At 54.8% G+C, this 26,340-nt stretch carries 24 protein-coding genes and 1 pseudogene; 15 read left to right on the forward strand and 10 right to left on the reverse strand.

What is annotated here, in order from left to right; all coding sequences use genetic code 11:
- Positions 1-83 precede the first annotated feature (83 nt).
- From rpsM to FIV00_RS14390, 7 genes are all read left to right on the forward strand, one after another.
- Positions 84-452, forward strand: coding sequence for a 30S ribosomal protein S13 (gene rpsM, locus FIV00_RS14360; RefSeq protein ID WP_152501386.1), 369 nt, complete (start codon positions 84-86; stop codon positions 450-452).
- Positions 453-523: 71 nt separating this feature from the next.
- Positions 524-913: a 30S ribosomal protein S11 gene (gene rpsK, locus FIV00_RS14365; RefSeq protein WP_006936427.1), complete on the forward strand. Its 390-nt coding sequence runs from the start codon at positions 524-526 to the stop codon at positions 911-913.
- 89 nt (positions 914-1,002) lie between these two features.
- Positions 1,003-2,025: a DNA-directed RNA polymerase subunit alpha gene (locus tag FIV00_RS14370; RefSeq protein WP_152501387.1), complete on the forward strand. Its 1,023-nt coding sequence runs from the start codon at positions 1,003-1,005 to the stop codon at positions 2,023-2,025.
- Positions 2,026-2,110: 85 nt separating this feature from the next.
- On the forward strand, positions 2,111-2,536 hold the full coding sequence (gene rplQ / locus FIV00_RS14375; protein ID WP_152501388.1) for a 50S ribosomal protein L17: 426 nt from the start codon (positions 2,111-2,113) through the stop codon (positions 2,534-2,536).
- A gap of 185 nt (positions 2,537-2,721) precedes the next feature.
- A complete protein-coding gene (locus FIV00_RS14380; RefSeq protein ID WP_209006931.1) occupies positions 2,722-4,899 on the forward strand; it encodes a methyl-accepting chemotaxis protein in 2,178 nt (725 codons plus the stop codon).
- Positions 4,900-5,028: 129 nt separating this feature from the next.
- Positions 5,029-6,489 (forward strand): Do family serine endopeptidase, encoded by a 1,461-nt coding sequence (locus FIV00_RS14385; protein ID WP_152501389.1) that lies wholly within the window; start codon positions 5,029-5,031, stop codon positions 6,487-6,489.
- An 8-nt stretch (positions 6,490-6,497) separates the two neighbouring features.
- Positions 6,498-7,802, forward strand: a complete 1,305-nt coding sequence (locus FIV00_RS14390) for a replication-associated recombination protein A (RefSeq protein WP_152501390.1) — start codon at positions 6,498-6,500, stop codon at positions 7,800-7,802.
- A gap of 26 nt (positions 7,803-7,828) precedes the next feature.
- On the opposite strand, the pseudogene FIV00_RS14395 reads toward FIV00_RS14390, so the two are convergent.
- Positions 7,829-8,680: pseudogene (locus FIV00_RS14395) on the reverse strand (adenylate/guanylate cyclase domain-containing protein); the annotation flags it as partial.
- 480 nt (positions 8,681-9,160) lie between these two features.
- Between FIV00_RS14395 and FIV00_RS14400 the strand changes: the two are divergent.
- The 6 genes from FIV00_RS14400 (at position 9,161) to FIV00_RS14425 (ending at position 15,720) form a co-directional block, all read left to right on the forward strand.
- Positions 9,161-11,551, forward strand: coding sequence for a patatin-like protein (locus tag FIV00_RS14400; RefSeq protein WP_152501392.1), 2,391 nt, complete (start codon positions 9,161-9,163; stop codon positions 11,549-11,551).
- 99 nt (positions 11,552-11,650) lie between these two features.
- On the forward strand, positions 11,651-12,433 hold the full coding sequence (locus FIV00_RS14405) for a sterol desaturase family protein (protein ID WP_152501393.1): 783 nt from the start codon (positions 11,651-11,653) through the stop codon (positions 12,431-12,433).
- Positions 12,430-13,209: a sterol desaturase family protein gene (locus FIV00_RS14410; RefSeq protein ID WP_152501394.1), complete on the forward strand. Its 780-nt coding sequence runs from the start codon at positions 12,430-12,432 to the stop codon at positions 13,207-13,209. The genes FIV00_RS14405 and FIV00_RS14410 overlap by 4 nt, the downstream gene beginning before the upstream one ends.
- Before the next feature lie 57 nt (positions 13,210-13,266).
- A complete protein-coding gene (locus tag FIV00_RS14415; protein ID WP_152501395.1) occupies positions 13,267-14,055 on the forward strand; it encodes a sterol desaturase family protein in 789 nt (262 codons plus the stop codon).
- A gap of 143 nt (positions 14,056-14,198) precedes the next feature.
- Positions 14,199-14,582, forward strand: a complete 384-nt coding sequence (gene crcB / locus FIV00_RS14420) for a fluoride efflux transporter CrcB (protein ID WP_152501396.1) — start codon at positions 14,199-14,201, stop codon at positions 14,580-14,582.
- A gap of 118 nt (positions 14,583-14,700) precedes the next feature.
- Positions 14,701-15,720 carry an RluA family pseudouridine synthase gene (locus FIV00_RS14425; protein WP_152501397.1) on the forward strand — a complete coding sequence of 340 codons (1,020 nt, stop codon included), beginning with the start codon at positions 14,701-14,703 and terminating at the stop codon, positions 15,718-15,720.
- A gap of 24 nt (positions 15,721-15,744) precedes the next feature.
- On the opposite strand, the gene FIV00_RS14430 is transcribed toward FIV00_RS14425, so the two are convergent.
- The 3 genes from FIV00_RS14430 to FIV00_RS14435 all read right to left on the reverse strand — a co-directional run bounded on the left by FIV00_RS14430 (position 15,745) and on the right by FIV00_RS14435 (position 17,770).
- On the reverse strand, positions 15,745-16,236 hold the full coding sequence (locus tag FIV00_RS14430; protein WP_152501398.1) for an ATP-binding protein: 492 nt from the start codon (positions 16,234-16,236) through the stop codon (positions 15,745-15,747).
- A gap of 54 nt (positions 16,237-16,290) precedes the next feature.
- Positions 16,291-16,461 carry a hypothetical protein gene (locus FIV00_RS29805; protein WP_173005992.1) on the reverse strand — a complete coding sequence of 57 codons (171 nt, stop codon included), beginning with the start codon at positions 16,459-16,461 and terminating at the stop codon, positions 16,291-16,293.
- 73 nt (positions 16,462-16,534) lie between these two features.
- Positions 16,535-17,770 (reverse strand): DUF2778 domain-containing protein, encoded by a 1,236-nt coding sequence (locus tag FIV00_RS14435; protein WP_152501399.1) that lies wholly within the window; start codon positions 17,768-17,770, stop codon positions 16,535-16,537.
- A 417-nt stretch (positions 17,771-18,187) separates the two neighbouring features.
- Between FIV00_RS14435 and FIV00_RS14440 the strand changes: the two genes are divergently transcribed.
- Together FIV00_RS14440 and FIV00_RS14445 are read left to right on the forward strand one after the other, a co-directional pair.
- Entirely contained in the window at positions 18,188-18,868 is a 681-nt protein-coding gene (locus FIV00_RS14440) for an HAD-IA family hydrolase (RefSeq protein WP_152501400.1), read from the forward strand.
- Positions 18,868-19,641: an ATP12 family chaperone protein gene (locus FIV00_RS14445; RefSeq protein ID WP_152501401.1), complete on the forward strand. Its 774-nt coding sequence runs from the start codon at positions 18,868-18,870 to the stop codon at positions 19,639-19,641. Before FIV00_RS14440 ends, FIV00_RS14445 begins: the two co-directional genes overlap by 1 nt.
- 4 nt (positions 19,642-19,645) lie before the next feature.
- On the opposite strand, the gene mgtE is transcribed toward FIV00_RS14445, so the two are convergent.
- From mgtE to FIV00_RS14475, 6 genes are all read right to left on the reverse strand, one after another.
- Positions 19,646-21,070, reverse strand: coding sequence for a magnesium transporter (gene mgtE, locus FIV00_RS14450; RefSeq protein ID WP_152501402.1), 1,425 nt, complete (start codon positions 21,068-21,070; stop codon positions 19,646-19,648).
- 75 nt (positions 21,071-21,145) lie between these two features.
- Complete coding sequence (locus tag FIV00_RS14455) at positions 21,146-21,877, reverse strand: proteasome-type protease (protein ID WP_152501403.1); 732 nt, start codon at positions 21,875-21,877, stop codon at positions 21,146-21,148.
- Between the two features lie 68 nt (positions 21,878-21,945).
- On the reverse strand, positions 21,946-22,764 hold the full coding sequence (locus tag FIV00_RS14460) for a transglutaminase family protein (protein ID WP_152501404.1): 819 nt from the start codon (positions 22,762-22,764) through the stop codon (positions 21,946-21,948).
- A gap of 21 nt (positions 22,765-22,785) precedes the next feature.
- Positions 22,786-23,736 carry an alpha-E domain-containing protein gene (locus FIV00_RS14465; RefSeq protein WP_152501405.1) on the reverse strand — a complete coding sequence of 317 codons (951 nt, stop codon included), beginning with the start codon at positions 23,734-23,736 and terminating at the stop codon, positions 22,786-22,788.
- Positions 23,737-25,161 (reverse strand): circularly permuted type 2 ATP-grasp protein, encoded by a 1,425-nt coding sequence (locus FIV00_RS14470; protein ID WP_152501406.1) that lies wholly within the window; start codon positions 25,159-25,161, stop codon positions 23,737-23,739.
- Positions 25,162-25,271: 110 nt separating this feature from the next.
- Positions 25,272-26,273: a hypothetical protein gene (locus tag FIV00_RS14475; RefSeq protein WP_152501407.1), complete on the reverse strand. Its 1,002-nt coding sequence runs from the start codon at positions 26,271-26,273 to the stop codon at positions 25,272-25,274.
- Positions 26,274-26,340 lie beyond the last annotated feature (67 nt).

Genomic DNA, 26,340 nt, shown 5'->3' on the forward strand with positions numbered 1-26,340 from the left:
CGCAAGGGCCGGACTCCACCGGACGCGGGCACTACCCACTGCGGGCAGAAACTCCGGTTCTGCCGCATAACATGGAGACCAACGTGGCACGTATTGCTGGCGTTAACATCCCGACGAACAAGCGCGTTGTCATCGCGCTTCAATACATTCACGGCATTGGCAAGAAATTTGCCCAGGAAATCGTTGAAAAGAACAACATCGACGCTTCCCGCCGTGTGAACGAGCTTTCCGACGCAGAAGTTCTGCAGATCCGCGAAACCATCGACCGTGACTATATGGTTGAGGGTGATCTTCGCCGTGATACGGCAATGAACATCAAGCGTTTGATGGATCTTGGCTGCTACCGCGGCCTGCGTCACCGCCGCGGCCTGCCGGTTCGTGGTCAGCGGACGCATACTAACGCACGTACTCGCAAGGGTCCGGCGAAACCGATCGCAGGTAAGAAGAAATAATCATCATTCCGCGATTGGTGGTGGAGCTGCCGGCATTACGGCAGTGACGAGATCAAAACAAGGATAACAAAATGGCTAAAGACACGACGCGCGTGCGTCGCCGCGAACGCAAGAACATTTCGTCTGGCGTTGCGCATGTGAATTCGACATTCAACAACACGATGATCACGATCACGGACGCTCAGGGCAATGCAATTTCCTGGTCTTCCGCTGGTGCGCTTGGCTTCAAGGGCTCTCGTAAGTCCACGCCGTATGCGGCTCAGGTTGCTGCTGAAGATGCTGCGAAGAAAGCTGCCGAACACGGCATGCGCACTCTCGAAGTTGAAGTGCGCGGTCCGGGTTCCGGCCGTGAATCTGCGCTTCGGGCACTGCAGGCCGCCGGTTTCCTGATCACGTCCATCCGCGACGTGACGCCGATACCGCACAACGGCTGTCGTCCGCGCAAGCGCCGCCGCGTCTAAGGCTTATTCAGTCTTAGGTACCTGTTTCTCCAAATGGCAAAGAATAGCCTGGCCGCAGAGCCGGGCGGGATAGCCGAAGGGACGCAAACGTGACCATTCAAAAAAATTGGCAGGAACTGATCAAGCCGACCAAACTCGAGATCAAGCCGGGTGATGACCCGCGCTTCTTGGCAACAGTTGTTGCCGAGCCGCTCGAGCGTGGCTACGGTTTGACACTGGGCAACGCCCTGCGCCGCATTCTTCTGTCCTCCCTGCAAGGGGCGGCGGTAACAGCGGTTCAGATCGACGGCGTTCTGCATGAGTTCTCGTCGATCCCGGGTGTCCGGGAAGATGTCACCGACATCGTGCTCAACATCAAGGAAATCGCCATTCGCATGGAAGGCGAAGGACCCAAGCGCATGGTTGTGCGCAAGCAGGGACCAGGTGTTGTGACGGCCGGTGATATCCAGACAGTCGGCGACGTGGAAGTGCTCAACCCGGAACTGGTTCTCTGCACACTCGACGAAGGCGCTGAAATCCGCATGGAATTCACCGTCAACACCGGTAAAGGCTACCATTCTTCTGATCGCAACCGGCCGGAAGATGCTCCGATCGGGTTGATTCCGGTCGACAGTCTTTACTCACCGGTCAAGAAGGTCTCCTACAAGGTGGAAAACACCCGTGAAGGCCAGGTTCTTGACTATGACAAGCTGACCCTGACCATTGAAACCGATGGTTCCGTCAAGCCGGATGATGCCGTGGCTTTCGCAGCGCGCATTCTGCAGGATCAGCTTTCCATCTTCGTCAATTTCGAAGAGCCGCAACGCGAAGTCGCCGAGGACACTGTTCCGGAACTGGCTTTCAACCCGGCGCTTTTGAAGAAAGTCGACGAGCTGGAACTGTCTGTCCGGTCTGCAAACTGCCTGAAGAACGACAATATCGTGTATATTGGCGATCTCATTCAGAAGACCGAAGCGGAAATGCTGCGGACGCCGAATTTCGGCCGCAAGTCGCTCAACGAAATCAAAGAAGTTCTCGCTCAGATGGGCCTCCATCTCGGCATGGAAGTCGCCAACTGGCCGCCTGAGAACATCGATGATCTCGCCAAGCGCTACGAAGACCATCAGTATTAAGGACGCATGCGTCCTTTAGGGAACCACCGGGCAAGTGCTCTTGAAGGAAACAGAGCAGACTTCCCGATAGAAAAAGGAGAGGGCCATGCGCCACGGTAAAGCCGGCCGCAAGCTCAATCGGACTTCTAGCCACCGCAAGGCTATGTTCGCAAACATGGCAGCGTCGCTGATCAAGCACGAGCAGATCGTCACGACCCTGCCCAAGGCCAAAGAAATGAAGCCGATCATCGACAAGCTCATCACTTTGGGCAAACGCGGTGATCTTCATGCACGCCGCCAGGCTATCTCGCAGATCCGCGATACAGCCATGGTTGCCAAGCTGTTTGACACGCTTGGCGAGCGTTACAAGGAACGCAACGGGGGGTATTCCCGCGTTCTGAAAGCCGGTTTCCGCTATGGTGACAATGCTCCGATGGCAGTCATCGAGCTCGTCGACCGGGATCCGGAAGCGCGTGGCGCAGACGATCGCGCTCGTGTTGAAGCAGAAGAAGCGGCTGAAAACGCAGCGTAAGTTCGGTTTTCATAGCGAATACTGAAAGGCGGGCATTGGCCCGCCTTTTTGTTTAAAAGAAACATCTTCAAATACTTTTCTGCTGCCTGGAAATAGTATGATTGCCGATTATCAATGATTTAAGAAACTCGAGCCTATCTTTTCCCAGCCTCCTGGAGATGGATTCGGGGCTGGGGAGAATTATTGTGATCGGCAACAAGAAATCGGGATCGAAGAAGGCTGGGCCTTCTCTTCGTCTTTCCTTTGTTATTCCTGCTTTGATGATCGTGATCACGGTCGCTGCCTGTGCGGCGGTCGGTGTGATTGGTTACATGACGGGCAAAGACGGCTTGCAGAAAGCAGCCGAAGCTGAGCTTGGTATGGTCATCACGGCCAGGTCGGCACTGCTTGACGCAAAGCTGGATACCGTCGAGGCGGAAATTGTCAATCTTGCCTCCAGCGTGGCTGACCCGATCAGCAATCTGGGCAATGCGACCATGAACCTAGACAAGGAAAAGGCAGAAATTCTGAGCCTTTTCCACGCTCCACAGTCACCTGAAGAACGTGCTCAGCTGACAGGTGCCGAGCAAAAGACCATGTACGCCTGGCGCCACTCGGAAGCGCATCCGGCCTTTTATAATGTCTGGAAAAACGGCGGATACGCAGATGTCTATCTGATAGATCCTGCAGGCCTTGTTCTTTACTCTGTCACCAAAGGGGATGAATTCCTCTCAAAGCTTGGTGAAGGAAGTGCTGCCGACGGAACCGGTCTTGAAGCTGTCTTCAATGCTGCAAAAGAGCTGGAAGAAGGCAAGGTCGCTGCGACAGGGTTTGAAGCTTACGGCCCTAGTGGTGGTGAGGGAACGCTGTTCCTTGCGTCTCCGGTCTATATGAATTCCTTTGGTTCCGTTAGCCTGAATGGTGTGGCTGTTGTCCGTTTGAACACCAAGTTTTTGAACAAAGTCGTTGCGGGACGTGAGGATCTTGGTGAAACAGGCCAAGTTTACGTCATCGATCAAGATGGTCTGGTTCTCAGTGACATGCCACTTGCCGGTTCACAGACCGCTTTGACCGCAACTGTAGACGCTGCTCCGGCACGCGAAGCAGCAAACGGTGCGGAAGCAGCGGATATCGTTATCGGTGCTGATGGTGTTGCAGACCTCATGGTCGCACGCCCGCTCTCCTTCCAAGGACAGAACTGGGCGATTGTTGCTGAAAAGAGCGTTGAAGAGACGCTTTCGGCAGTTACCAACATGCGCGATCAGATGTTTATCTGGTCCTTGGGGACCATTGCGGTTGCCGCTGTCATCGCACTGTTCTTCTCTCGCTCGATCACCGGACCGTTGACCACACTGGTCGGCGCGCTCAATGCAATTGCCTCAGGTGATCTTGGCGCTGAAATCAAGGCAGCGAAACGCAAGGACGAAATTGGCGATATCGGCCGTGCCGTTCTGCAAATCCGCCAGAACGCTGCAGATGAAAATGAGCGCAGGGCTGCAGAAGAGGCCGACGAAGCGCAACGCCAAGCAGCACAACGGCAGGAAATGCTGGCAAGCCTTGCTGGTGATTTCGAAGCGACTGTCGGCACGGTGGTCGACAAGGTCGCGCGGTCTGCATCGAAGCTGCGTGAAAGCGCTAACAACATGCGCAGCATGACAGATAGTGCTGGTGAAACCTCCACCAATGCTGCGGAGATGTCTGAAGGTACGCTTGCCGAAGTGGAGTCGATTGCAGCTGCTTCCGATCAGCTTTCCAGTTCGATTCAGGAGATCTCAACGCTGATTGAACGTTCGTCTGGCGTGGCAGCTGAAGCGACAAAGCGTGCGGAAACAACCAACGAGACCGTCAAGTCGCTTGCTGAAGCAGCTAACCGGATCGGTGAAGTGGTCACGCTTATCTCCGACATTGCAGACCAAACCAACTTGCTGGCTCTGAATGCGACCATCGAAGCGGCACGTGCCGGTGAAGCGGGCAAGGGCTTTGCGGTGGTTGCATCCGAAGTCAAGGACCTTGCCGCACAGACAGGCAAGGCGACTGGTGAAATCCAGCAGCAGATTGATGCGATCCGCGGAGCGACGGATGATGCGGTTGGAGCAATCGGTGACATCCAAAAAACGATTGATGATATCACGCAATCGGTCAGTGAAGTTGCCGCTGCGGTGACTGAGCAAAGCTATGCGACGCAGGGCATTGCGGAGAATACGCAACGTGCAGCTGGTGGAACATCCAAGGTGGTTGAGGACATTCGGAACGTTGCCTCACTTTCCAACGACACCAACATGGCCGCTCAGAACTTCACGGATGAAGCTGGAGATATGGCATCGGAGGCTGAGCAGCTGGACACCGAAGTCCGCAGCTTCCTCGATCAGGTCCGCTCTGCCTGATCAAACACTGTATTTTGATCGAAAGCCGCCGGATTTCCGGCGGCTTTTTGCTTTTGTATTTGCCTCCATTCCACCCTATCTGCCATGTATCGGCATTCAACCTTTTGAGATTCGAAACGAGGGCATGGCATGCGCCTGGCACAAACCGGTAAAACGACAAAACTGCTGTGCTTAGTTCTGACGGGGGTTTTGGGCCTTTGGTCGGCAAACGCATTTGCCCAGACAGCACAGCCAACACCCGCCGACCTCAGGCTGGTTCCTCAAAGCGAAACACAAATAAAGCTGTCCTTCGCGCCGATTGTGAAAAACGTCGCTCCGGCCGTCGTCAACGTCTATGCCAGTCGCAAGGTCGTGCAGCGGCAACGAGTATCGCCGTTTTTTGATGATCCTTTCTTCAGGCGATTTTTCGGCCAGCCAGGAGGCGGTGGCTTTGACCGTCCGCGCGAGCGGGTGGAATCCTCCCTTGGCTCCGGCGTGATCATCAGCCAAGACGGCACCGTCATCACCAATCATCACGTCATCAAAGATGCGGATGAAGTCCGTGTCGCGCTGAGTGACAGGCGTGAGTTTGATGCAGAAATCGTTTTGCTGGATGAGCGAACCGATCTTGCCGTATTGAAGATCAAGGGCGAGGGGCCGTTTGATCATACGACTTTTGCAGAGTCCGACAGTCTCGAGGTCGGAGACATTGTGCTTGCCATTGGCAATCCGTTCGGTGTCGGTCAGACTGTGACCCAGGGCATTGTTTCCGCGACGGCCCGGACACAGGTTGGTGTCACTGATTTCCAGTTTTTCATTCAGACGGACGCCGCGATCAATCCGGGCAACTCCGGCGGAGCACTCGTGGACATGGAGGGGAAACTCGTCGGGATCAACACGGCGATTTTCTCTCGTTCTGGTGGTTCCAACGGCATTGGTTTTGCCATCCCCGCCCATATGGCGCGGTTTGTAGCGCGGGCGGCTGACCAGGGAGGCAAGGTCCAAAGGCCCTGGCTCGGCGCGACCGTACAGCTGGTCAATTCAGAGATTGCAGAAGCACTCTCACTCGATCGTCCGCGCGGGGTTTTGGTGACCGCCGTTTTCGACGGGTCGCCTGCACAGGATGCCGGGCTGAAAGTGAGTGATCTCGTTGTTGCTATCGGCGGCAAGGAAGTAACCGATCCGAACTCCTTCGGCTATCGGTTTGCGACCAAGATGATCGGCGATGACACTGAGTTCAAGATCATCCGTGACGGCAAGGAAATTGCATTGCCCATTTCCCTGGTGCCGGCCCCGGAGACAGTGCCGCGGGATACGCGAGAGCTTGTTGAATTTTCGCCGTTCGAAGGGGCAACAGTCATGAACCTTTCTCCGGCCGTATCGACAGAAATCGGTTTGGAAGGGGTATTTGAAGGCGTTGTGATCACAGCGGTGCGGCGCGGCAGCACGGCAAATCAGGTGGGCTTGCGTCCCGGCGATGTCGTGCGTGGTATCAATGAGCAGGTTGTCGAAAGCACCAGGATGCTTGAAACGGTGACCAAGACACCTCCGCGTGTCTGGCGGCTTGAGATCGAACGCGATGGCAAGGTGTCCCAGCTTATCTTGAGGTAGACGTCCCTTTGAGCGATCTGTTCGAAGCTTCGGGTCTGGCACAGTCCGGCCCTCGGCCTTTGGCCGACAGAATGCGTCCGGCAAAGCTGGCTGATGTTGTTGGCCAGGATCACTTGCTGGGCCCTGAGGGCACATTGTCCAGGATGCTAAAGACGCGCACGCTTGGATCACTGATTTTCTGGGGGCCGCCAGGGACTGGCAAAACCACAATCGCGCGCCTTTTGGCCAATGAGACAGATCTGGCGTTTGAGCAGATCTCAGCCATTTTCTCCGGCGTTTCTGAACTGAAGAAAGTCTTCGAGGCTGCGAGGGCGCGGCGCATGGGCGGACGCGCCACGCTTTTGTTCGTGGACGAGATCCATCGTTTCAATCGTGCCCAACAGGACAGTTTTCTGCCTGTCATGGAAGACGGCACGATCACACTGGTCGGAGCCACCACCGAGAACCCGTCATTTGAATTGAATGCAGCGCTTCTGTCGCGCTCGCATGTCATGACGTTTCAGTCCCTGTCAGGCGATGCAATTGAAAAACTTCTGCTCAGGGCGGAGGAGACTGAAGAACGGGCTCTGCCGCTTGATGCCGAAGCACGACAAGTGCTTATCCGCATGGCGGATGGTGATGGCCGTTCCGCACTGACCCTTGCTGAAGATGTCTGGCGGGCTGCCGACATAGATGAAGTTTTCGACGCAGAGCGCTTGCAGCAGATCGTGCAGAGGCGCGCTCCAATCTATGACAAGAGCGCGGATGGTCACTACAACCTCATCTCGGCACTCCACAAGTCGGTACGCGGTTCCGATCCGGACGCCTCGCTTTACTGGTTCTGCCGCATGCTCGATGGTGGCGAAGATCCCATGTATCTCGCCCGACGTTTGATCCGCATGGCTGTAGAGGACATCGGTCTTGCAGACCCCAATGCGCTGGTACAGGCGAATGCGGCTCGCGACGCCTATCAGATGCTGGGGTCTCCCGAAGGCGAGCTGGCCCTCGCACAGGCGGTCATTTACCTGGCGACGGCACCTAAGTCGAACGGCGCTTATGTCGCGTACAAAGCTGCAATGCGTTCAGCCAAGTCCAGCGGTTCGCTGCTTCCGCCCAAACATATCCTCAATGCACCCACAAAGCTGATGAAGGAAGAAGGCTACGGAGCAGGGTACAGCTATGACCACGATGCCCCTGACGGGTTTTCCGGCCAGGACTATTTTCCAGAAAACCTGGGTCGTGAGACCTACTACGACCCGCCGCAACGTGGATTTGAACGTGAGCTCAAAAAGCGGTTGGAGTATTGGGACAAGCTGAGAAAAGAACGTAGCTGAAATGCCGAACTTTGCGGCGGGCCGGTTCAGTCGCCAGGCGACTTAAGCCGATCCAATGCGCTTTGCAGAGATTTGATCAGTTGTTCCCGCTCGCCGGCTTCCAACTCTTCCGGCAGATCAAATGCGAGCTCATTCAGCTTTTCAGACACTTTCGATAGATCTGCGCCGAGCGTATCAGACGATTTGTCTTTCAATCCCACTACCTGGAAAGTGTTCACGGGGTAGGCGATGCCTTTGACCGTGACGTCGCCGTTTCCGGTGCAGGCGACATGCTGTTTCACCTGCGAGTAGGTTTCAAAGGATATCAGGATCGAGCCAGGGTCAGACAGGGCTTCCAGTCTCGATGCGATGTTCACGCCTCTGCCTATGATCGTATAGTCCAGTCGATCATCACTGCCGAAGTTGCCGACAGTGCAATAGTCGGTATGGATGCCCATCCGGCATTTGAGCGGATTGGATATTCCTGCCTGCCGCCAGACGTCCTGCAGCTCGGACATGCGTTCGCGCATCTCAATTGCCATTTTCACGCAGGCGAGCGCGTCTTCCGTCACACCACGTGTTTCCGGATCACCGAAGAAGATAACGATGGCATCGCCGACATATTTGTCGATCGTCGCGCCATGCTTCAACGCAATCCTGGACATCTCGGTCAGGTATTGATTGAGGACGCTTGTGAGCTCTTCGCTCTCCAATCGGTCGGCGGTCTCGGTAAAGTCTGCGATGTCCGAGAAAAAGACAGTCAGTTTCTTGCGAGTGGAGGCAATCTTGACTTCCTGTCGGCCCTCGAAGATGGACTGATAGACCTGTGGAGACAAATATTTTGCCAGCTGCCTGGAGAGATCCTCAAGTTTTTCCGACTGCTCGGAAAGCTGATCTTCAATAGCCTCGCTATGTTCGATCGTCGCTTCATAAAGAACGCGAAGGTCTTCCAGTTCAGCACGCAGATCCTTGTTTTCCTCTTCGAATGAGCGAAGGGGAGCGTCCTCTCTTTCGTTCTTGATGCCGGACGAGGGCTGCGTTTCTTTTTCCAAGCTGAGTGCCATTTTGATCGAGTGGACGGAAGTCTCTGTTGATGCCGTTTAGCCTCCCGCCCAAGAATCACCTTCGACGGATGCTTTATCTTAGCGCAAGAGGACTTCAGCTCGCGCGAAAAAGTGCAGTGCAACTTTCCAGTATACGAAGCGATGTCAAATCTTGATCACGCACGGAACGCCCAGACGTGAGAAGGCATGATCACATTGTAATGGGGCAGCTCTTCGGTATGGCGGTGCGATCGCCACATAAACATTTGAAACCTTTTACTGTGTTAGACTCGCGAATGGTTCGTTGAGTCCCAAACCGGAAGCCGGCGGCAGCCCATGAAGGAAATCGAACTCAGATTGGCGCTTGTGCTCTATGGGGGCGTGTCCCTGGCCATCTATATGCACGGCGTGAGCCGTGAAGTTTTGAACCTGGTACGTGCTTCGAACTTCCGGTTGGATCGCAATGCTGGCAAGACTGCCGAGAACCAACCTTCAGAACTGCCTCCGGTTCAAACCGCATTTCGTGACCTTCTTGATCTGATTTCTTCTGTTGCCGACATCAGAGTTGTTGTTGATGCAATCGCAGGCGCTTCGGCTGGTGGTGTCAACGGTATCATGCTGGCGCGCGCCATCGCCCACGACCTGCCGCTCGACAGCCATAGTGAGATGTGGCTTCAAAATGCTGACGTTACGCGGCTGGCAAGGCCCCAGTCCGGTCTTTCACGCTATCTGAAGCTTTCGGTTTCACCGGTTTTGGACCGTCTCATCTCTTCTAGACTGAACAAACAGATCGAGAGTGCAGAGACACGCGAGAAACTGCGCCAATTCATGCAGTCGCGCTGGTTTTCGCCGCCGTTTTCGGGCGAACGCTTTATCGGCTGGATGCTGGATGCATGCCGAAAAATGGAAAACGGGGAAAGCACTGGCCGGTCGCTGATACCACGCGGGCAAACACTCGACCTATTCGTCACCATTACAGATTACAACGGCATGAAGCGCCGGATCCATCTGGATGACCCCGCTTTTGTGGAAGAGTGGGATCATCGCCGAATCTTAAACTTTCATGCAGTTCACCGGGCACCAGGTTTTGTCGACAGTCAATTCGACACAGATAACATCCCGGACATTGTCTTTGCTGCACGCGCAACCTCTTCTTTCCCGGGAGCCTTTCCTCCGGCGACAGTTGCGGAGATGGAAAGGGTGCTTTCAAGGAAGGAGCTGGCCTGGAACAATCGAGATTCGTTTCTGGCCCAGGGCCTCGATCTTAGATCCGAAACTTTCGGCAATCACTGCTTCGTCGACGGCAGTGTTGTGATGAACAAACCATTTGCTCCCGTGATTGACGTTATTCAGAGACGGCCGGCCGCGCGCGAAGTTGCTCGGCGTTTGATTTATGTCGATCCAGCACCGGTGGAACCGCAAGAAGCGGGCAGCGGTCCTGTCGAGTTGCCGGGATTTTTTCGGGTTATTCTGGCATCGCTTGCGCATATTCCTCGAAATGAGCCGATTGGAGATGACCTGCGTGAACTGGAACAGAACAACAGGCGAAGCCGGTGGCTATCACAGCTGATCGATGCAGCGGGACCCATGGTGGAGCAGGCGGTTTCGGGACTGCTGCCAAAGCGGCGCAAGGTGAGCGCTGCGTTGCTGGCCAAGTGCCGCCAGGATGCGACAGTAGCTGCCTTCCAGCAGGCAGGCTTTGCTTTCCTGAACTATCAGTCGCTGAAACTTCATGCTCTTGCCGAGCGGATTGCGGGTCTTGCAGCGCTGTTGAGTGAAGACGAGGGCGCACGGGCGCAGGAAGAGGCCATGCTGGGCCTGTTTGCAAACCACTTCACGGATCTCACGAAAAACAGCAAGGATGTACTTGGCCGCACCGACCCGGAGATTGTTGGACTGCTGCGTGGTCTTGACGTTGATTATCGGGTGAGGCGGTTACGTTTCGTCATTCGCAAGCTCAACGGGTTTTACCACTATGAGCCCGACAGCGGGTTGCCGCCGCCAGATACAGCCGCGCTCGATCGCCTGAAAGGTTTGCTATATGAGCAAATCGACCATTTGGGCTGGCGCTGGACCCGTCGATTTTTTGGTGGCAGAAGCCAGTCAATAACGCGGGAATTCGTTCAGGACGTTTCAGTTGGTGCATCCACTGCAGGCGATCATGTCGCAACTCTCCTGGACAGCCTGATCGGCATGATGGGACTTGCTGATCTCGACCGGTTACAGGATGAATTGTTTGCTGAAACGGCACTTGAGCTGCTCGACAAGGAACGGCATGCGACCCTGATGCGAGCCTATATTGGCTTTGCGTTCTATGACCTCATTACATTTCCGGTCCTGCAAAGAAACGATTTTTCCGAAGTCACTGAGATATTGGTCGACCGGATCAGCCCGCGGGACGCGACAAGCCTTTTCACGCAAGGGTTTGACCTGAAAGGCAAGCAACTCAATACCTTTGGTGCCTTCTTCAATAGAGGCTGGCGGGAACATGATTATCTGTGGGGGCGCTTGAACGCCGCCGACAGGCTGGTGAGCATTGTCTTGTCCGCTGCTCATGAGGGCACTTTGCCGCAGCCGCAGGTCAATCAGGCTCGCGCGCGTATCTTTTTGGCCGTTTTGGAAGAAGAGCGCGGGAAACTCACTGAAATACCTGATGAAATTGACCGTATCGACGCTTTGGTCAGATCCATTTATCCCGACTTTGCGCATGTTGAAGAGGAAGTCTAGGCGTATCTGTCCATAAAATCTGTCCGTGTTTTCTTGACGCGGCGTTTCAACTTTCGCTACGCACTGCTATAGCGAAGGCCTCACGGATGGATATTTTTTATGAGCTTCGTAACAGACACGTTTGGAACTGGGATTGGCGCGCTGGTGGCGATGTTTGCCGGATTGTATCTGGCGAGCCTTGTTGTGCTGTTCGCGACGGGTCTTGCTATGACGGCGCTCAACAGCAGGCATCCCGACCGCAAGATTCAAAAACGTCAGCCGACCCATGACGCGATCCGCGATATCAAGTCGTCGACAGTCCAGCTTCTGATAACCAGTTGCTGTCTTTCCATCGGTCTTTATTTCCAGATGCGCGGATGGACGCTTTTTGCGCCGGTGGCCCTGTCCTGGTGGTCTGTACCGTTGTTCTTTGTACTTTCTCTGATGCTGCACGACACCTGGTTCTACTGGGGCCATCGGATCCTTCATACAAAGCTTTTCTATCGGTTCCACAAGCCGCACCATATGACCGTGACGCCTACGGTCTGGTCAAATGACGCAGGTTCCAGCGTCGACACGCTTTTTGCCCATTCCTACTATGCACTGGTGCTTCTCGTCGTGCCGATGCCACCGCTTGTCTTCCTGGGCCATCGGTTGTTCGATCAGGTGTCTGCAGCTATTGGCCATTGCGGATATGAGCATTTCGCAAGCCCGAGCGCCCGCAAGCCCTGGCCGCTGCTATGCACGCTCTATCACGATCAGCATCATCAGTATTTTGTCTACAATTACGCCAACTACTTCTCGTTCTGGGATCGGATGTGCGGAACTATTCATCCGACCTACGATGAGCGAGTTGAAGGGTTCGAGGCGCTTTATGCCGGCAAGCAGGATCAATCCCAATGACGCTCCTGCTTGAGTACATCACCGTTTTTGCAGTCATCTACGCGGTTATGGTGGCTGTCTACTTTGCGACTGGTTTCGCCTTAATGGCGATCAACGCCCGTTACCCCGATAGACGAATTCAAAAACACCGCGACGGATTGAAACGCCAGGCAGAAGAAATTCGCTCCTCGATGAAGGCGCTTGCAACGTCCTCTGTCTTGATGTCTGCCGGATACTTTGCCCAGACACAGGGTTGGACCCTGTTTGAGCCCCTGGCGCTTTCCTGGTGGTCGTTCCCGCTGATGTTTGCCGTCTGTTTCGTGCTGTTCGATGCGTGGTTTTACTGGGGGCACAGGCTGTTGCATGTTCCTGCGCTCTATAAATTCCACGTCCCACACCATCGCTCGATAGCCCCAACAGCCTGGAGCAATGATAGCTCCACATTCGTGGACACGCTCATTGAGCATTTCTTCTATTTCATTGTGTGGCTCGTGCTGCCGGTTCCGGCACTGAGTGTTTTTACGCTGCGCCTTTTCGACCAGATTTCGGGCATGGTCGGACATTCCGGTTTCGAGTATTTTGCGTCCAAATCATCGCGCTACCCGTCACCACTGATTTGTACGACCTTCCATGATCTGCATCATTCGCAGTTTCACTATAACTACGGTAACTTCTTTTCATTCTGGGATCGCGTGTGTGGAACAGTTCATCCGAAATACGATGAGCTTGTGCGCTCGATGGAAGAAACCGGAGAGATCCCGGATACTGAAGAAACCAAAGTCAAGGCAACCGGGTAAGCCCGCACACTAGATCAGCTGTGTCAGCCAACCGACAAACTGGATGAAATAGACGATATGCTCGATCAAGCGTTGACAGTTTTGCTTGAATTTCTGCCGATCTACGCGGCTTGTTATGCCATCAATGTGTTTTTGTATTTCGCCACTGGCTGGGTGCTGGTTCAAATCCAGAACCGTCACCCGGAGCGTCGGATTCAACAGAACCGGCGCGGTGAGAAACGCATGTGGAAGGAAATTCGCGCCAGCGTCTCTTCTCTGACCGTGACTGCTGGGTGCCTTGCCGGCGGAATTTTCCTGTCAATGAAAGGCTGGACGCTGGTCGCTCCGCTGGAGCTGACCTGGTGGTCCGCTATCTTGATGTTCGTCGTCTCCATTATCGCATTTGACACCTGGTTCTATTGGGGCCACAGGCTGATGCATACCAAGTGGCTCTACCGTTTCCACGCCGAACATCACCGTTCGGTCGCCCCGACGGTCTGGAGCACCTATTCCGATGACCTGGTCGATGCCTTCGTCATGCAGAGTTACTATTTGTGGGCTGTCATCTTTCTGCCGATCCCGATACCTGTTCTGATCGTTCACAGGCTTTGGGATCACTTCAACGGTACGATCGGCCACTCGGGTTTCGAATTTTGGGCATCACCCATGTCCCGCATGCCATCGCCGATGGTTTGCGTCACCTTCCACGATCAGCATCATTCTCGCTTCAAATACAATTTCGCCAATTTCTTTTCTTTCTGGGACCGGGTCTGCGGAACCATCGACCCCAAATATGATGATCAGGTCAAGATTTTTGAAAGGCTTGGGCAGGAAGGCGAGCAAAAACCGGTAACCCCGGGCGAATAGCTGATTGTTTGACGACCCAGAGTCCAGCGGCATTGACGCGTACGGGCTCATTCAGGTCCGGGCATTTATGTGCTAAACGCAAGAAAACCGTTCTCTGCCAGTTAAGGCAAGGCAGGAAAGACACGTTCGCTGGGGCAAAAGAATTGAAACATCTTCTTCTGGTTATGCTCGGCGGCGGACTTGGGGCGGGAGGACGCCACCTCGTGTCGCTCCTGACGCTGCGTCTCTTCGGACCGGGTTTTCCTGTCGGCACCCTGACCGTAAATGTTGTCGGATCGCTGGCAATGGGGCTCCTCATTGGATGGTTGGTCAAGCACGATACCGCCAATATCCAAACGCTTCGGTACTTCTTCGCAACAGGCGTTCTTGGCGGCTTTACAACGTTTTCTGCCTTTTCCCTTGATACCTCAGTCCTTTGGGAACGGGGAGACACTCTCCTGGCACTTGTCTACATCCTCGGCTCTGTTGCCCTTTCCATTGGTGCTGTCTTCGCCGGTCTGATGTTCATGCGCCAATTCGGATCCTAAGGTTTTTCTTCCTTTTGGTGCCGATTCCGCCTATACGCACCGGAACGAATTTTCGTCCGCTTGCTGAAGGACGAGACCGCGCGGGCTCTGAAAGCACGCCGCTGACCTTGAGAACAAAATGTCCGCAATTGAACAAAAACAAGTGACCGCAGATGAAGCGGGCATGCGCCTCGACCGTTGGTTCAAATCCCATTATCCGGGACTGGGCTTTGGCCGCCTGCAAAAGCTGCTGCGCACCGGTCAGGTGCGTCTCGACGGCAAGCGTGCGGAAGCCAGTACGCGAATAGCCAAAGGCCAAACCGTTCGCATTCCACCACTTGGTGTCGAATTGCCTGCCAACGACAAGAAGAACGCAAAGCCGAAGTCGACGAAGCTGATCGCAGATGATCGCAAGGCCATCGAGGACATGCTTCTTTTTGAGGACAATCAGGTCATGGTCCTCAACAAACCGGCTGGCCTGGCCGTTCAAGGTGGCTCCGGTCTGAAACGGCACCTGGATGGTATGCTGGACGCCTTCACGGACCGCAAAGGCAACAAGCCGCGGCTTGTGCACCGTTTGGACCGGGAAACTTCAGGGATTATTCTTGTGGCTCGCACACGTCAAGCGGCACAGGAGCTTACGAAGGCCTTCCGGCATCGGAACACCCGCAAGATCTATTGGACCATGCTGGCCGGTGTACCAAAGCCGCGTCAGGGCCGCATCTCAACTTTCCTGGCGCGCAGTGAAGGTGAGGAACGCATGCAGGTCGTTCGGCAGGGAGAAGATGACGCCCAACATGCGGTGTCGCTCTATTCCGTGTTTGAGCAATCGGCGCAGAAGCTTTCCTGGGTCACCATGAAGCCTGTGACAGGTCGAACCCATCAGCTGCGGGCACATGCTGCTCACATCGGTCATCCGATCATTGGTGACGACAAGTATTTCAACATCGAGAACTGGGAACTGCCCGGCGGTATCCAGAACCGGCTTCACCTGTTGGCCCGCAGGATCGTCATTCCGCATCCTTCCGGGCACGGTACGATTGACGTATCTGCGCCATTGCCGCCCCATATGCAACAAACCTGGAACCTTTTGGGTTTTGATGCAACGGACTACGATCCGGAAGCAGACGATCCGGACGAAAGCACTATCAAGCGCTGACAGAAGCTAGGTGGGCCAAGAGTCTCACCCTGCCGGGTGAATTTCCAACTCAAAGTCCTCGTCTGGCTGCGGAGGCTGGAAGTAGTTGGTGACCTTGTCGAAGACGTCTTCACTTACCGAAAACTCGTGCGTTCCCGATGCGTTGCGCGCCTTCAGGCGTGTCTTGCAGACTTGATCAGGAACGTCGAAATAGTACAACTTGTGATGACAGCCTGCCGCTTCGAACAGATGTCTCATCCACAGTCTCTGTTCCCGGGTATTGGCCGGAAAATCGAGCACGACAGAAAGGCCTGACTTGAGAAGCTCGACGATATGGGGCGCGATTGTCTGCTTCAAACGTCCGGAACACCGTACATAGTCGGCAATGTTGACCAGCTCGCCTTCGTAAAGACCCGACAGCCAGAGATCCTCGCTGATCAGAACTGTCTTCGGATTGGCCGACAAGGTTTTTGCGAAGGTTGATTTTCCGGAAGCTATCTTTCCGCAGAGCATGTGCAGCGTTGTTTCAACAGGCATGGGCTGTCCCAGCGTTCCTCAAAGCGTATTGACTTCCTGACTGCCGTTTTCGGATCAGAGCCCCTGAAACAATGCGCTCAAAATAACGGATGCCACCGTGACTGCCACAACACCGGCAACCAGTTTCCAGGCATCGGAACGCTTTTTGAGACCGGGCCAGCCGAGCGGCTTTATCACCTGGATTGCAGCAATCAGGATCAAAAACAGCGCAAGTATTTTTGTCACGGGAGGCTCCTGGCCAGACGGGAGTGGCTATCCCCTAGGGCATAGCCAATCGGAAAGACACTCGCAAGAGATCTCAAGCGCCGCTTTGCCTCTGAAGTTTCGCCATATAGGTCGGCAGCTTGTTCATGGATGGAACAACGATCAGAGTTTTGACCTTACCGCTCTTATAGGCTCGCAGAAACTTGTTGTAATCCTTGAAGGCGACACAGCCATGAGACCCGATGCTGTTCCTCAGAAGGCGAGTATGGGTCAGCATACCGTCCCGGCCTTTCATGGCCGCCTTGTCGAGCGGCAGCATGCGGATTGCCTCAACACCGTGAAAACGTCGTTCCCGCATGCGCAACTTGTAGACATTCGGGGGTGTCGGTCCAAGGTTCTTTACATAGGCGTATTTGGGATTGTCCATGCGATGGCCAATTCCAGAATGAGCTTCGAGCTTGGTGCCATCGGGCATATGAACCGTTGCGGCGCTGATATCGTAAACGGCGATGCCGCTTCCACGACCAGGCAAACCACCCCTTGAGCCGTTGAATAGTTTACCTATCCCGCTGAAAACGCCTGCTTCTTCATTCTCGGGATTGCCAGGTGCCGCATATGCAAGGGCGGGTGCACCATTGCGCGGTTTCACGCTTTCGTTTGCTGGCGTGCGAGAAGCCGGCTTCGCGCGTCGCGGCGGATCAGGCTTTACTGTTGGAGCAGGAGGCAGGATTGCTCCAGGCTTGAAATGAGAAGGTGCGGCAAGCGAGGCGACGACGCTGACGGGTGTCTTGGCGCTTGCAGTTACCGAAGCCCTTGCCAGAGTGCCAACGCTTTGGTCCGCTGCGACTAAAACAGTCGGTTCAGGCAAAGCTTCTGCCAGTTGAGACGCCTTTTGAGCGGCCAGAAGACTGCGTGCCAGCTTCATGTGCGCGAGCTTTGCAGCCAATGCTTTCTTGGCGGCTTTTTTTGCGGACGCTTCACGTGCGGCAGCGACATCGAAAGCGGCCATTGCTGTCGATACAGGGCTCGTTCTAGCCTTCGCCGTCAGAGCAACTCCGACAGTTGTCCGATCTGAAGTCTTTGAGGCTGGGCGCTGAGCGCCATTTGTCAAAGCGCCATAACTTGAATGTTGCGTGGAGGTCGGGACGCCAACGAAGTCAAGGAATCTGGAAAATTGAGTGGGTGCCGCGGTCGAGTTCAAAATTGCGACAACTGCAGCAAAACCGGCAAACAGCAGCGTTGCTCCGCCAAGTACGGTCAATGATACCCGCTGATTTGCGAAAGGTGTCAGGCGCCCACCGCCGCTGATGCGTTGTTTGTTCCGAGGCATTCAGACAAAACCACTCTCGTTCGCGCAGCTCTATCAAACTGCGTCCCAAAATCCGTGTTCTTTGGTGACAAATCTGCCCCAAATAATCATGCCCACCCGCGCTGACGATTATTGCCGTTCATGGTAATCAGGGCGTTTAGAAACGTGGTTAACTGAAGGTTAAGCGCGACTGGGTGTGCGATAACCAAGATAAAGAGGCAATTTTCAGGCGCCTGGCTAAATTCTGCGATATCCAAAGCAAGAAGTTAAAAGGAAGGGTGCTAGGGCAGCTTTTGCCGATCAGTATTTTTGCCAGGCTGGATTGAGCACCTGTGCAGCTCTTGACCCAAAAGCCAAAACGCTGCACATGCGGGGGAGGTTATCTATCTTCGATTTCCGGTTCGCTGCGGAACCGGCAACCCTTCGTTCTGGGACCTTATGTATCTGATCCTTTTTGATGTCGACGGCACCCTGGTGGACAGTCAAAACACCATCTTTCATGGACTACAGGTAGGCTTCGCTGCAGTTGACCTTCCCATGCCCGATCGAAAGACGGCCTTGTCAATTGTCGGGCGATCGCTTGAAGAGGCGTTTCTGGATCTGGTCGGCAAGACACATGCGGACAAGGTTCCCGACATGGCAGCCGCTTATAGAGAGTCGAAAGTTTCAAGGCGCCGCCAGGGGCTGGATCTTGATCCGCTATATCCCGGAGCCCGCAAGGTGATTGATCAGCTTCATGCGCGTGAAGATATTTTGCTCGGTATTGCCACAGGCAAGGCGATGAGGGGCGTTCGGCATATGTTTGACAGTCATGACCTTCACGGACGGTTTGTGACGATCCAGACTGCGGACACATCTCCGTCAAAACCGCATCCGGACATGGTGCTTCGAGCTATTTCTGAAACAGGAGTTGAGCCTGAAAACACCGTCATGCTTGGAGATACCGGATTTGACATGACCATGGCCAAGTCTGCCGGCGCGCATGCCATTGGCGTCACCTGGGGTTATCACGATCATTCCCGCCTCGTCAAAGAGGGCGCAGATCAAATAATCCAGAGCTTCGAAGACCTCGAATCCGCCGTGTCAAATGTTATGAAAATTCACAAGGAAACAATGTGATGCGAGACTTTCTTGAGACCTTGCAGGAAGAGGCGACCAAAGACCCTGAGCAGCGTGCACGTGAACTCTCCAAGCGCGAGTTGCCCAAGCGGTTTTACAAAGACGCAAAACACATAGCGGGTGATAACGGATTTGAAATTCACCTCGATGGCCGCCCGGTCAAAACACCGGGGCGAGAAACACTCGTCTTGCCGTCAAATGCCCTTGGCGCGGCTGTTGCCGCTGAATGGAACGCCCAGGAAAAGGAAATCAATCCCGCGAACATGCCGCTGACGCGAATTGCCAATTCGGCGCAAGACGCAGTGAGTGTCCGGTTTGGGGAAGTTGCTGATGATATCACCCGATTTGCGGGCAATGATGCGCTCTGTTATCGGGCAGACGATCCCGAAAGCCTTGTAGAAACTCAGAGGGCTGTCTGGGATCCGGTCGTGGACTGGGCAGGAGGTCTTCTGGGCGGTAGGTTTGTCTTGATTGAAGGTATTATTCACGCCCCGCAAGCTGATGATCTGCTTGCGGCATATCGCAATCACATTGCCGCCGTAACACCCTTACAGCTTGCCGCACTACACACCATCACCAGTGTAACAGGATCCGCATTGCTGGCACTTGCGCTGAAAGAGGGGCAACTCGATGCAGAAAGCGCCTGGACCGCAGCGCATGTGGAAGAAGACTTCAACATTGAGCGCTGGGGAGAGGACGCGGAAGCTGCGCAAATCCGGGCATACAAACGAGCAGAGTTTGACGCTGCCGTTTTGGTCCTTACCGAAGGCTGAATTCTCAGCCCAAATAGAATGTCGTTGCCATAAGAAAGAAGATCAACACCCCCAGAACATCATTCGATGAGGTGATGAAGACACCGATTGCCATGGCGGGATCGATGCCGATCTTGTCGAGCACAATCGGAACTGTCGCGCCGACCATTGCAGCAAGTGTGGTTACGCACAAAAGCGAAAGCGATGTGGCGAGCGCTAGCCGCATCGGTTCTTCAAGTGGAACAATCATTGATGCGCCCAGGACAAGACAGCCGAGCAACGTTCCGGCAATGGCGCCGTTGAAAAGCGCTGCGACAAGTTCTTTCATGAGGCGAAAGAAGATGTCGCCGGACCAGAGTGCTCCGGTGGCGATGCCTTGGACGGCAACTGCCGATGCCTGAAGACCGGCATTTCCGGCCATGGACATGGTCACGGGGATAAAAGCTGCAAGAATGGCCGCTTCCGCGAGTTGATCTTCATACGAGCCGACAACGGTTGCCGCTACGCTCGCGCCAACTAATCCGGCAAGAAGCCAGGGCAGGCGGCCCTTGACGATCCTAAAAACGGTATCATCCGAGCGGGCTTCGCCAGAAACACCACTCATGAGCAGCATGTCCTCGTTGGCTTCATCCGCTGCAATCCGGGTCAGCTGTTTCGGCGTGATACGGCCAATCAGTTGTCCATCCCCGGACACCACTGGAACGGTGCGCATGTCGCGTTTGCGCGCAAGTCGGAGGACTTCCTCCTGGTCCGTGTCGGTCGAAACGGCGATCACGTCCTTGTTCATGATTTTCTTGAGCTGCGTGTCGTTGGGTGCCAGCAAAAGCTTGCCAACCTCCACAGTTCCGGTCAGACGGCCTTTGGCGTCTGTGACATAAACCGTGAACACTTTTCGTATTCTGCTTGCTTCTGCTTGCATCTGGGCGACGGCATCGCCTGCGGTGCACTCCTCGGGCAGAGCAACAAATTTCCTCGCCATCACACGCCCGGCCGTGTCGTCGGCATAAGATCCGCGCGTCCCGATATCTTCGATGTCGGGCAATCGTGCGATCAGCTGTTCAGCAGCGTCATCGGGAAATTCGTTGAGAATTTCCACCGCGTCTTCCGGGTCAAGCCCGGCAAGAATGTCGCGAAACTGCTCAAGCGTGCTTTCCTCCATCAATATGGAGCGAAACTCAGGACGCAGCTCTGCAACGACCTTGATTGAGGGATTGGCCGGCAGCCATTGAAAGAGTTTTCGGGCGTGTTTCAGCCGGAGGCGAACCAGCAGCTGCATTACGTCGAGTGGGTCCCATTTCTTCAGGAGATCCACCAGTTGATTTCGCTCGCCGGCTCTGATCATGTCACGCACCGCTCTCAGGGCGCCGTCGTTTTCCTCAAGCGGCTCTTGAGCCGGTTCCCTTGTCCAGGAAACAGGTTTGAGATCCGATGTGGCGCTGGCATTGCTCATGGACGTGAACTCCGGAGTTGTCCGGTTCGCATCTACTGCGGATTTGTGACGTCAGCCTGACAGGCTGTAGTGAGGCTAGACCTCAAACTCATCGATATCGCCGAATGCTTCCCGTAACTTGTCCGACCAGCTTTGTGAAAGCTTCCGGAAATATGGGTCATTCTGTTCGATCCGAACCTGACGCTCGGTTGAGAAGGTATCGGTATTGTACAGAAGCATGTCGATCGGCATGCCGACAGACAGGTTGGACCGCAAGGTCGAATCGAAAGACAGGAGGACCAGCTTTGCCGCTTCACCCAGGCGCATGTCCGAACGGGTCACCCGGTCAAGAATGGGCTTTCCATACTTATGCTCGCCGATCTGCAAAAACGGCGTGTCCTCGGAGACTTCGATAAAGTTTCCGGCAGCATAGACCTGGAACATGCGCGGCTCTTCACCCCTGATCTGTCCACCAAGGATGAAGGTGACAAAAAAGCTTTCAGCACTGGTCGCCAGCGCTTCGCCATCGATTTCCTTGACTTCACGCACGGCACTGCCGACCAGGCGTGCAACCTGAAACATCGTCTTGGCCGTCATGAGCGTGGCACGGTCGTCTTCAACAGACGTGATGTGTTCGCTCAACAGTGAAACGACGGCCTGGGTAATGGCCAGATTGCCAGCCGACAACAACGTGATGACGCGTTCGTTGGGTTCTTCCCAAGTGTGCAGTTTCTTGAACGTGGCAATGTTGTCGACACCGGCATTGGTCCGCGTGTCCGCTGCGAACAGCAACCCCCGGTCCAATTTCAACCCGACACAATAGGTCATTTCAAAGCCCCGCCCATGCTTCAATGCCGGGCGTCGAAGGCTCGGCTCAAGTCTTTGCCTTATGACAGCTATTGCTGCTGTTGCAAAGCAGCCTGTGCGACATCCACTTCTACTTGAAGGTTTTCCTCAAGACCGCCGAAACGAAGTCCTTTGATGGGGGCTGCGGAGCGAGAATCGAGCCCGGTCGTCAGGCGAACGTAGCGGTCGGTCGGACACATGGCATTGGATATGTCGAATCCGGTCCATCCCAATCCATTGATCAGAACCTCCGCCCACGCATGGTGCGCCTCCGAAGCCTGTTCTTCTTCCAGTAGCAAATATCCCGACACGTATCTGGCTGGAATGCCGATCGAGCGGGCGGCAGCTATGAAGATATGCGCATGATCCTGGCAGACCCCTTCGCCAGCGGCCAAAGCAGCCGTGGCGGAGGCGTGAGTCTCGGTCACGCCGATCTTATAGTCCACCTTGTCTCGTATGGCATGCATCAGCGCGTGAAAGCCGGCGATCTTGTCGTGGCTTTCGGCAAGTGTCGCGAGCTTGCGGATCGCCTGATTTGTCTGGGTCAGCGGTGTCACGCGCGTATAGAGGCGGGTCGGAGCGCCGGCATCTGGTTCGTGACCGATGACGCCGTTGGTGTCGACTGTGTCGACGGTGCCCGACGCCGTAATCTCAACCGTTTCAACCAGCTCGCTTCTGGAGACCATATGCACACGGTTCTCGAAGGCGTCCTTGTAAGTGGTGGCACGCTCAATGCCGGGAGCATCGATGGACCATTCCACGATCGTCTGTGACGGTCCATCTTCCGGTGTCAGCCTGAGTTGCTGCATGGCATTGGCCAGCGGCGTGTCGTAGCGGTATCGAGTCGTGTGTCGGACAGTCAGTCTCATGGGGTCGGTCCGGGGCTCAGGTCAGGCAAAATTGTAGTCTTCGGAAAGCTGTTGGGCGAACTGATTGTTCTTGCCGATGAAGTCTGTGAGGAATTCATGGAGGCCTTCCTGATAGATTTCCCGCATTTGCTTTTGCCTCAGTTCTTTTGCGATGTCTGTGGCAAGTTGAAGGCTCGGCTCGCTTGAGCCATAGAATTGTTCAAGGTCTTCCGCAGTATCGCTGATCCAGTCATAGCAGTGCGCAAGAGACCGCGGCATCTCTTTCCTGAGCACAAGAAACTCTGCGATGTTGAACGCCTTCAGGTGGGCATTTGAATAGGCGAAACGATAACTTCTGCGACCGGAAAGCGCCCTGAGGATCGCTGACCATTGGAAACGGTCCGTGGAACCGTCTTCGATTATGTCGTTGTCGGGCAGAAGCACCCAATACTGTGTGTTCAAGATGCGGGCCGTATTGTCGGCGCGTTCCACAAAATTGCCCATCTGGCTGAAGCAATAACCGTCGTCCCGCAGGACGGTGTTCAGAAACGCTCCGCGGCAAAGATGTTCGCGTTGGATGACCCAGGCCAGGAAATCTGGAAGTTTTTCCTGTGTGATCGATTGTGGATTGACTTCGGCAAACTCGATCCAGGTTGTGTTGATCGCCTCCCAAAGCTCAGTTGTGATACTGGTGCGCACCGCGCGGGCATTGTTACGCGCATGCTCCAGACTGTTTCTGACACTTGCCGGATTGTCTTTGGAAAAGATCAGGTAATTGGTGACATTGCGAAGAGCCAGTTCGTCGTATTTGGCTTGAAAACCGCTTTCACAACCGGCACAAGTCAGCGCAAAAGTCCAGTGGGTGCCGTGCTCCTGACCCATGTGAGACATGATGGCGCCGCGGTAGCCTACTTCCAGCAGGCGCGTGACGTTCAGGGCGCGCTCCTGATAGCGCGACATCCAAAACAGCGAAGAGGCGGTTCTTCCGAGCATCTAGTCCTCAAGTACCCAGGTGTCTTTGGTGCCGCCGCCCTGGCTGGAGTTCACGACGAGCGATCCCCTTTTCAGCGCAACTCGGGTCAGGCCGCCAGGCGTAATGCGAACCCGGTCTCCGATCAGGACAAACGGGCGAAGGTCTACGTGGCGCGGGGCAACACCCGATGCCACGTGTGTCGGACAGGCCGACAGGGCCAAGGTAGGCTGTGCGATATAGTTGGATGGATTGGATTCCAGTACCTTTCGGAATTCAGCAATTTCCCGCTTCGACGCAGTTGGACCTATCAGCATTCCGTAGCCACCAGATCCGTGGACTTCCTTCACCACAATCTCTTCAAGGTTGTCCAAGACATAGGCAAGATCGTCAGGGCGGGAACAGTTCCAGGTCGGCACGTTGTTCAGTATGGGTTTTTGACCTGTATAGAACTCGATGATGTCGGGGACATAGGCATAGATCGCCTTGTCATCCGCGATACCCGTTCCAGGCGCGTTGCAGATCGTGACGTTGCCGGCACGATAGGCGTCAAACAATCCCGGCACGCCAAGCATGCTGTCCGGATTGAAGGTGAGGGGGTCCAGAAACGCATCGTCAATGCGCCGGTAAATGACATCGACCTGTTTCGGTTGACGCGTCGTACGCATGAATACTTTGCCTGCGTCGACAAATAGATCCCGGCCTTCAACCAGTTCAACGCCCATTGAGTCGGCCAAAAAGGCGTGCTCGAAATAGGCAGAGTTATAAATGCCGGGCGTCAGGACGACCACGGTCTGGGTTGATTTGGACAGGTCCGGAGCAACGCTTTCCAAGGTGAGGCGAAGGCTTTCGGGATATTGCTCGACCGGGGCGACGCGATGCATCTGGAAGAGCTCTGGAAACAGGCGCATCATGGTTTCCCGGTTCTCCATCATGTAGGAGACACCGGAAGGGGTGCGGGTATTGTCTTCAAGAACATAGAACTCGTTCTCAGACACCCTTACGAGGTCGGTACCGATGATATGCGCATAAACTTTGCGTGCAGGTGTGAACCCGGCCATTTCCGGGAGAAAAGCCTCGTTCTGCAAAATCAGATCGGCAGGTATTCTGCCGGCCCTCAAGATTTCCTGCCGGTGATAAATATCATGCATGAACGCATTCAGCGCCCGCACACGCTGGTCAATACCGGCTGACAAGCGGCGCCATTCCCCGGCCGATATCACTCGGGGGATCGGATCGAAGGGAATCAGGCGTTCGGTTGCCTCTTCGGCACCATAGACCGCAAAGGTAATGCCGAGACGTCTGAAGATCGTTTCTGCATCTCGGCTCTTTTTGGAAAGGAAGTTGGCGGGCTTGTCTTCAAGCCATTTTGAGAGCCTGGCATACGGAGTGCGCGAGTTCCCGGTCTCGTCGAGCATTTCATTGAAGAAAGTGCGAGCGTCCGCCATTGCCTCCCCTTTGCGTGTGCTTCGTTGTTAAGCAATCATTGCAAATTTCTGAAGGCTGTCAAAGTACAAACTGGCGGCGCTCTTGCTCACTCTTTAGGCAATCTTACGCATTAGTCTCTAAAGGAAGTCGTTCCATCCACCTTTGTAAACCGTCCCTTGCCGTCAACATGCACGGTCATGGTGTCGTCTGCTGACCAGTAGGGATAGTTCGTGAATTTGAAGATACGCGGGTAGATGGTGAGCTTACCGTTTTTCGCGACTTCCTTGGTGTTGGAGACTGTCAGCATGCCAGCTTCGCTGCGTCCTGCGGGCTGCAGCTGACTGAGGTTGATGCCGGGCTGTTCATTGCGGTTGAAGCTCTGATAGAGCTCTCCGCCATAGACTGCACAGTCAATATGCAGTCTGCTGCGACCGATCCGTGGCCCGGAAGACGTTGGTGTCCACTTGATGTTGCCGTCGATCCCCCATTCGTCCACGCCAAAGCCAAGATGAATTGTTGTGCCGTCTTTGACCGGGATGTTCTTCATTCGCATGTAAACGTTGCCGGATCGGTTCTCGACCGAATATTCCGGCGAAATATAGTTCCAACCTATTTCACCGTCTAGCACGTGTAGTTTCTGCCATTCATAAAAGATCCCGGCACCGATGGAGGCAGATATTGGTGTGGGCAGAAGATTGAATTGTCGTCCCTGCTGAACAACGCCGAGGTCGCCAACAATGTATTGGGCAAGGCGTTTTCCTGATTCATGCAACGCCCATTCACCGGTTTGCTTGCCCGCAGCTTTCATGACTTCCTTGAAAACACTTGCGCCGGATTTGACAACCGCATCCGCATCACCGCCAAAGGACAGTTCCCAGTCGAGCCCGGAAGATGTAATGCCGTCCATCTCTCTTGCCGTTCTGCAGCCCGTGACAAGAAGAACCGCCATGGCGGTACCGGCTTCCGCCATCAAGCCGGCGCGCTTGCCGGTCACCAGAACCTGTATGGGTAATTTCTTCGATCCCATATTCCAGAGATCGAACTGAAAAACACTTCCTCCAGCGAGTATCGAACCAGAGAAACCGCCGCCTAAAATGGCAATCCATGTTGTTTCGGGACTGTATAAAGTCATCGCAAATGCTCCCAGCCGGCTTGCAGTATTAAGCCATAAAAATGCATTTTTATTGCAGGGCAAAATC

Source organism: Labrenzia sp. THAF82 (assembly GCF_009363435.1).
GTDB lineage: Bacteria > Pseudomonadota > Alphaproteobacteria > Rhizobiales > Stappiaceae > Roseibium > Roseibium porphyridii.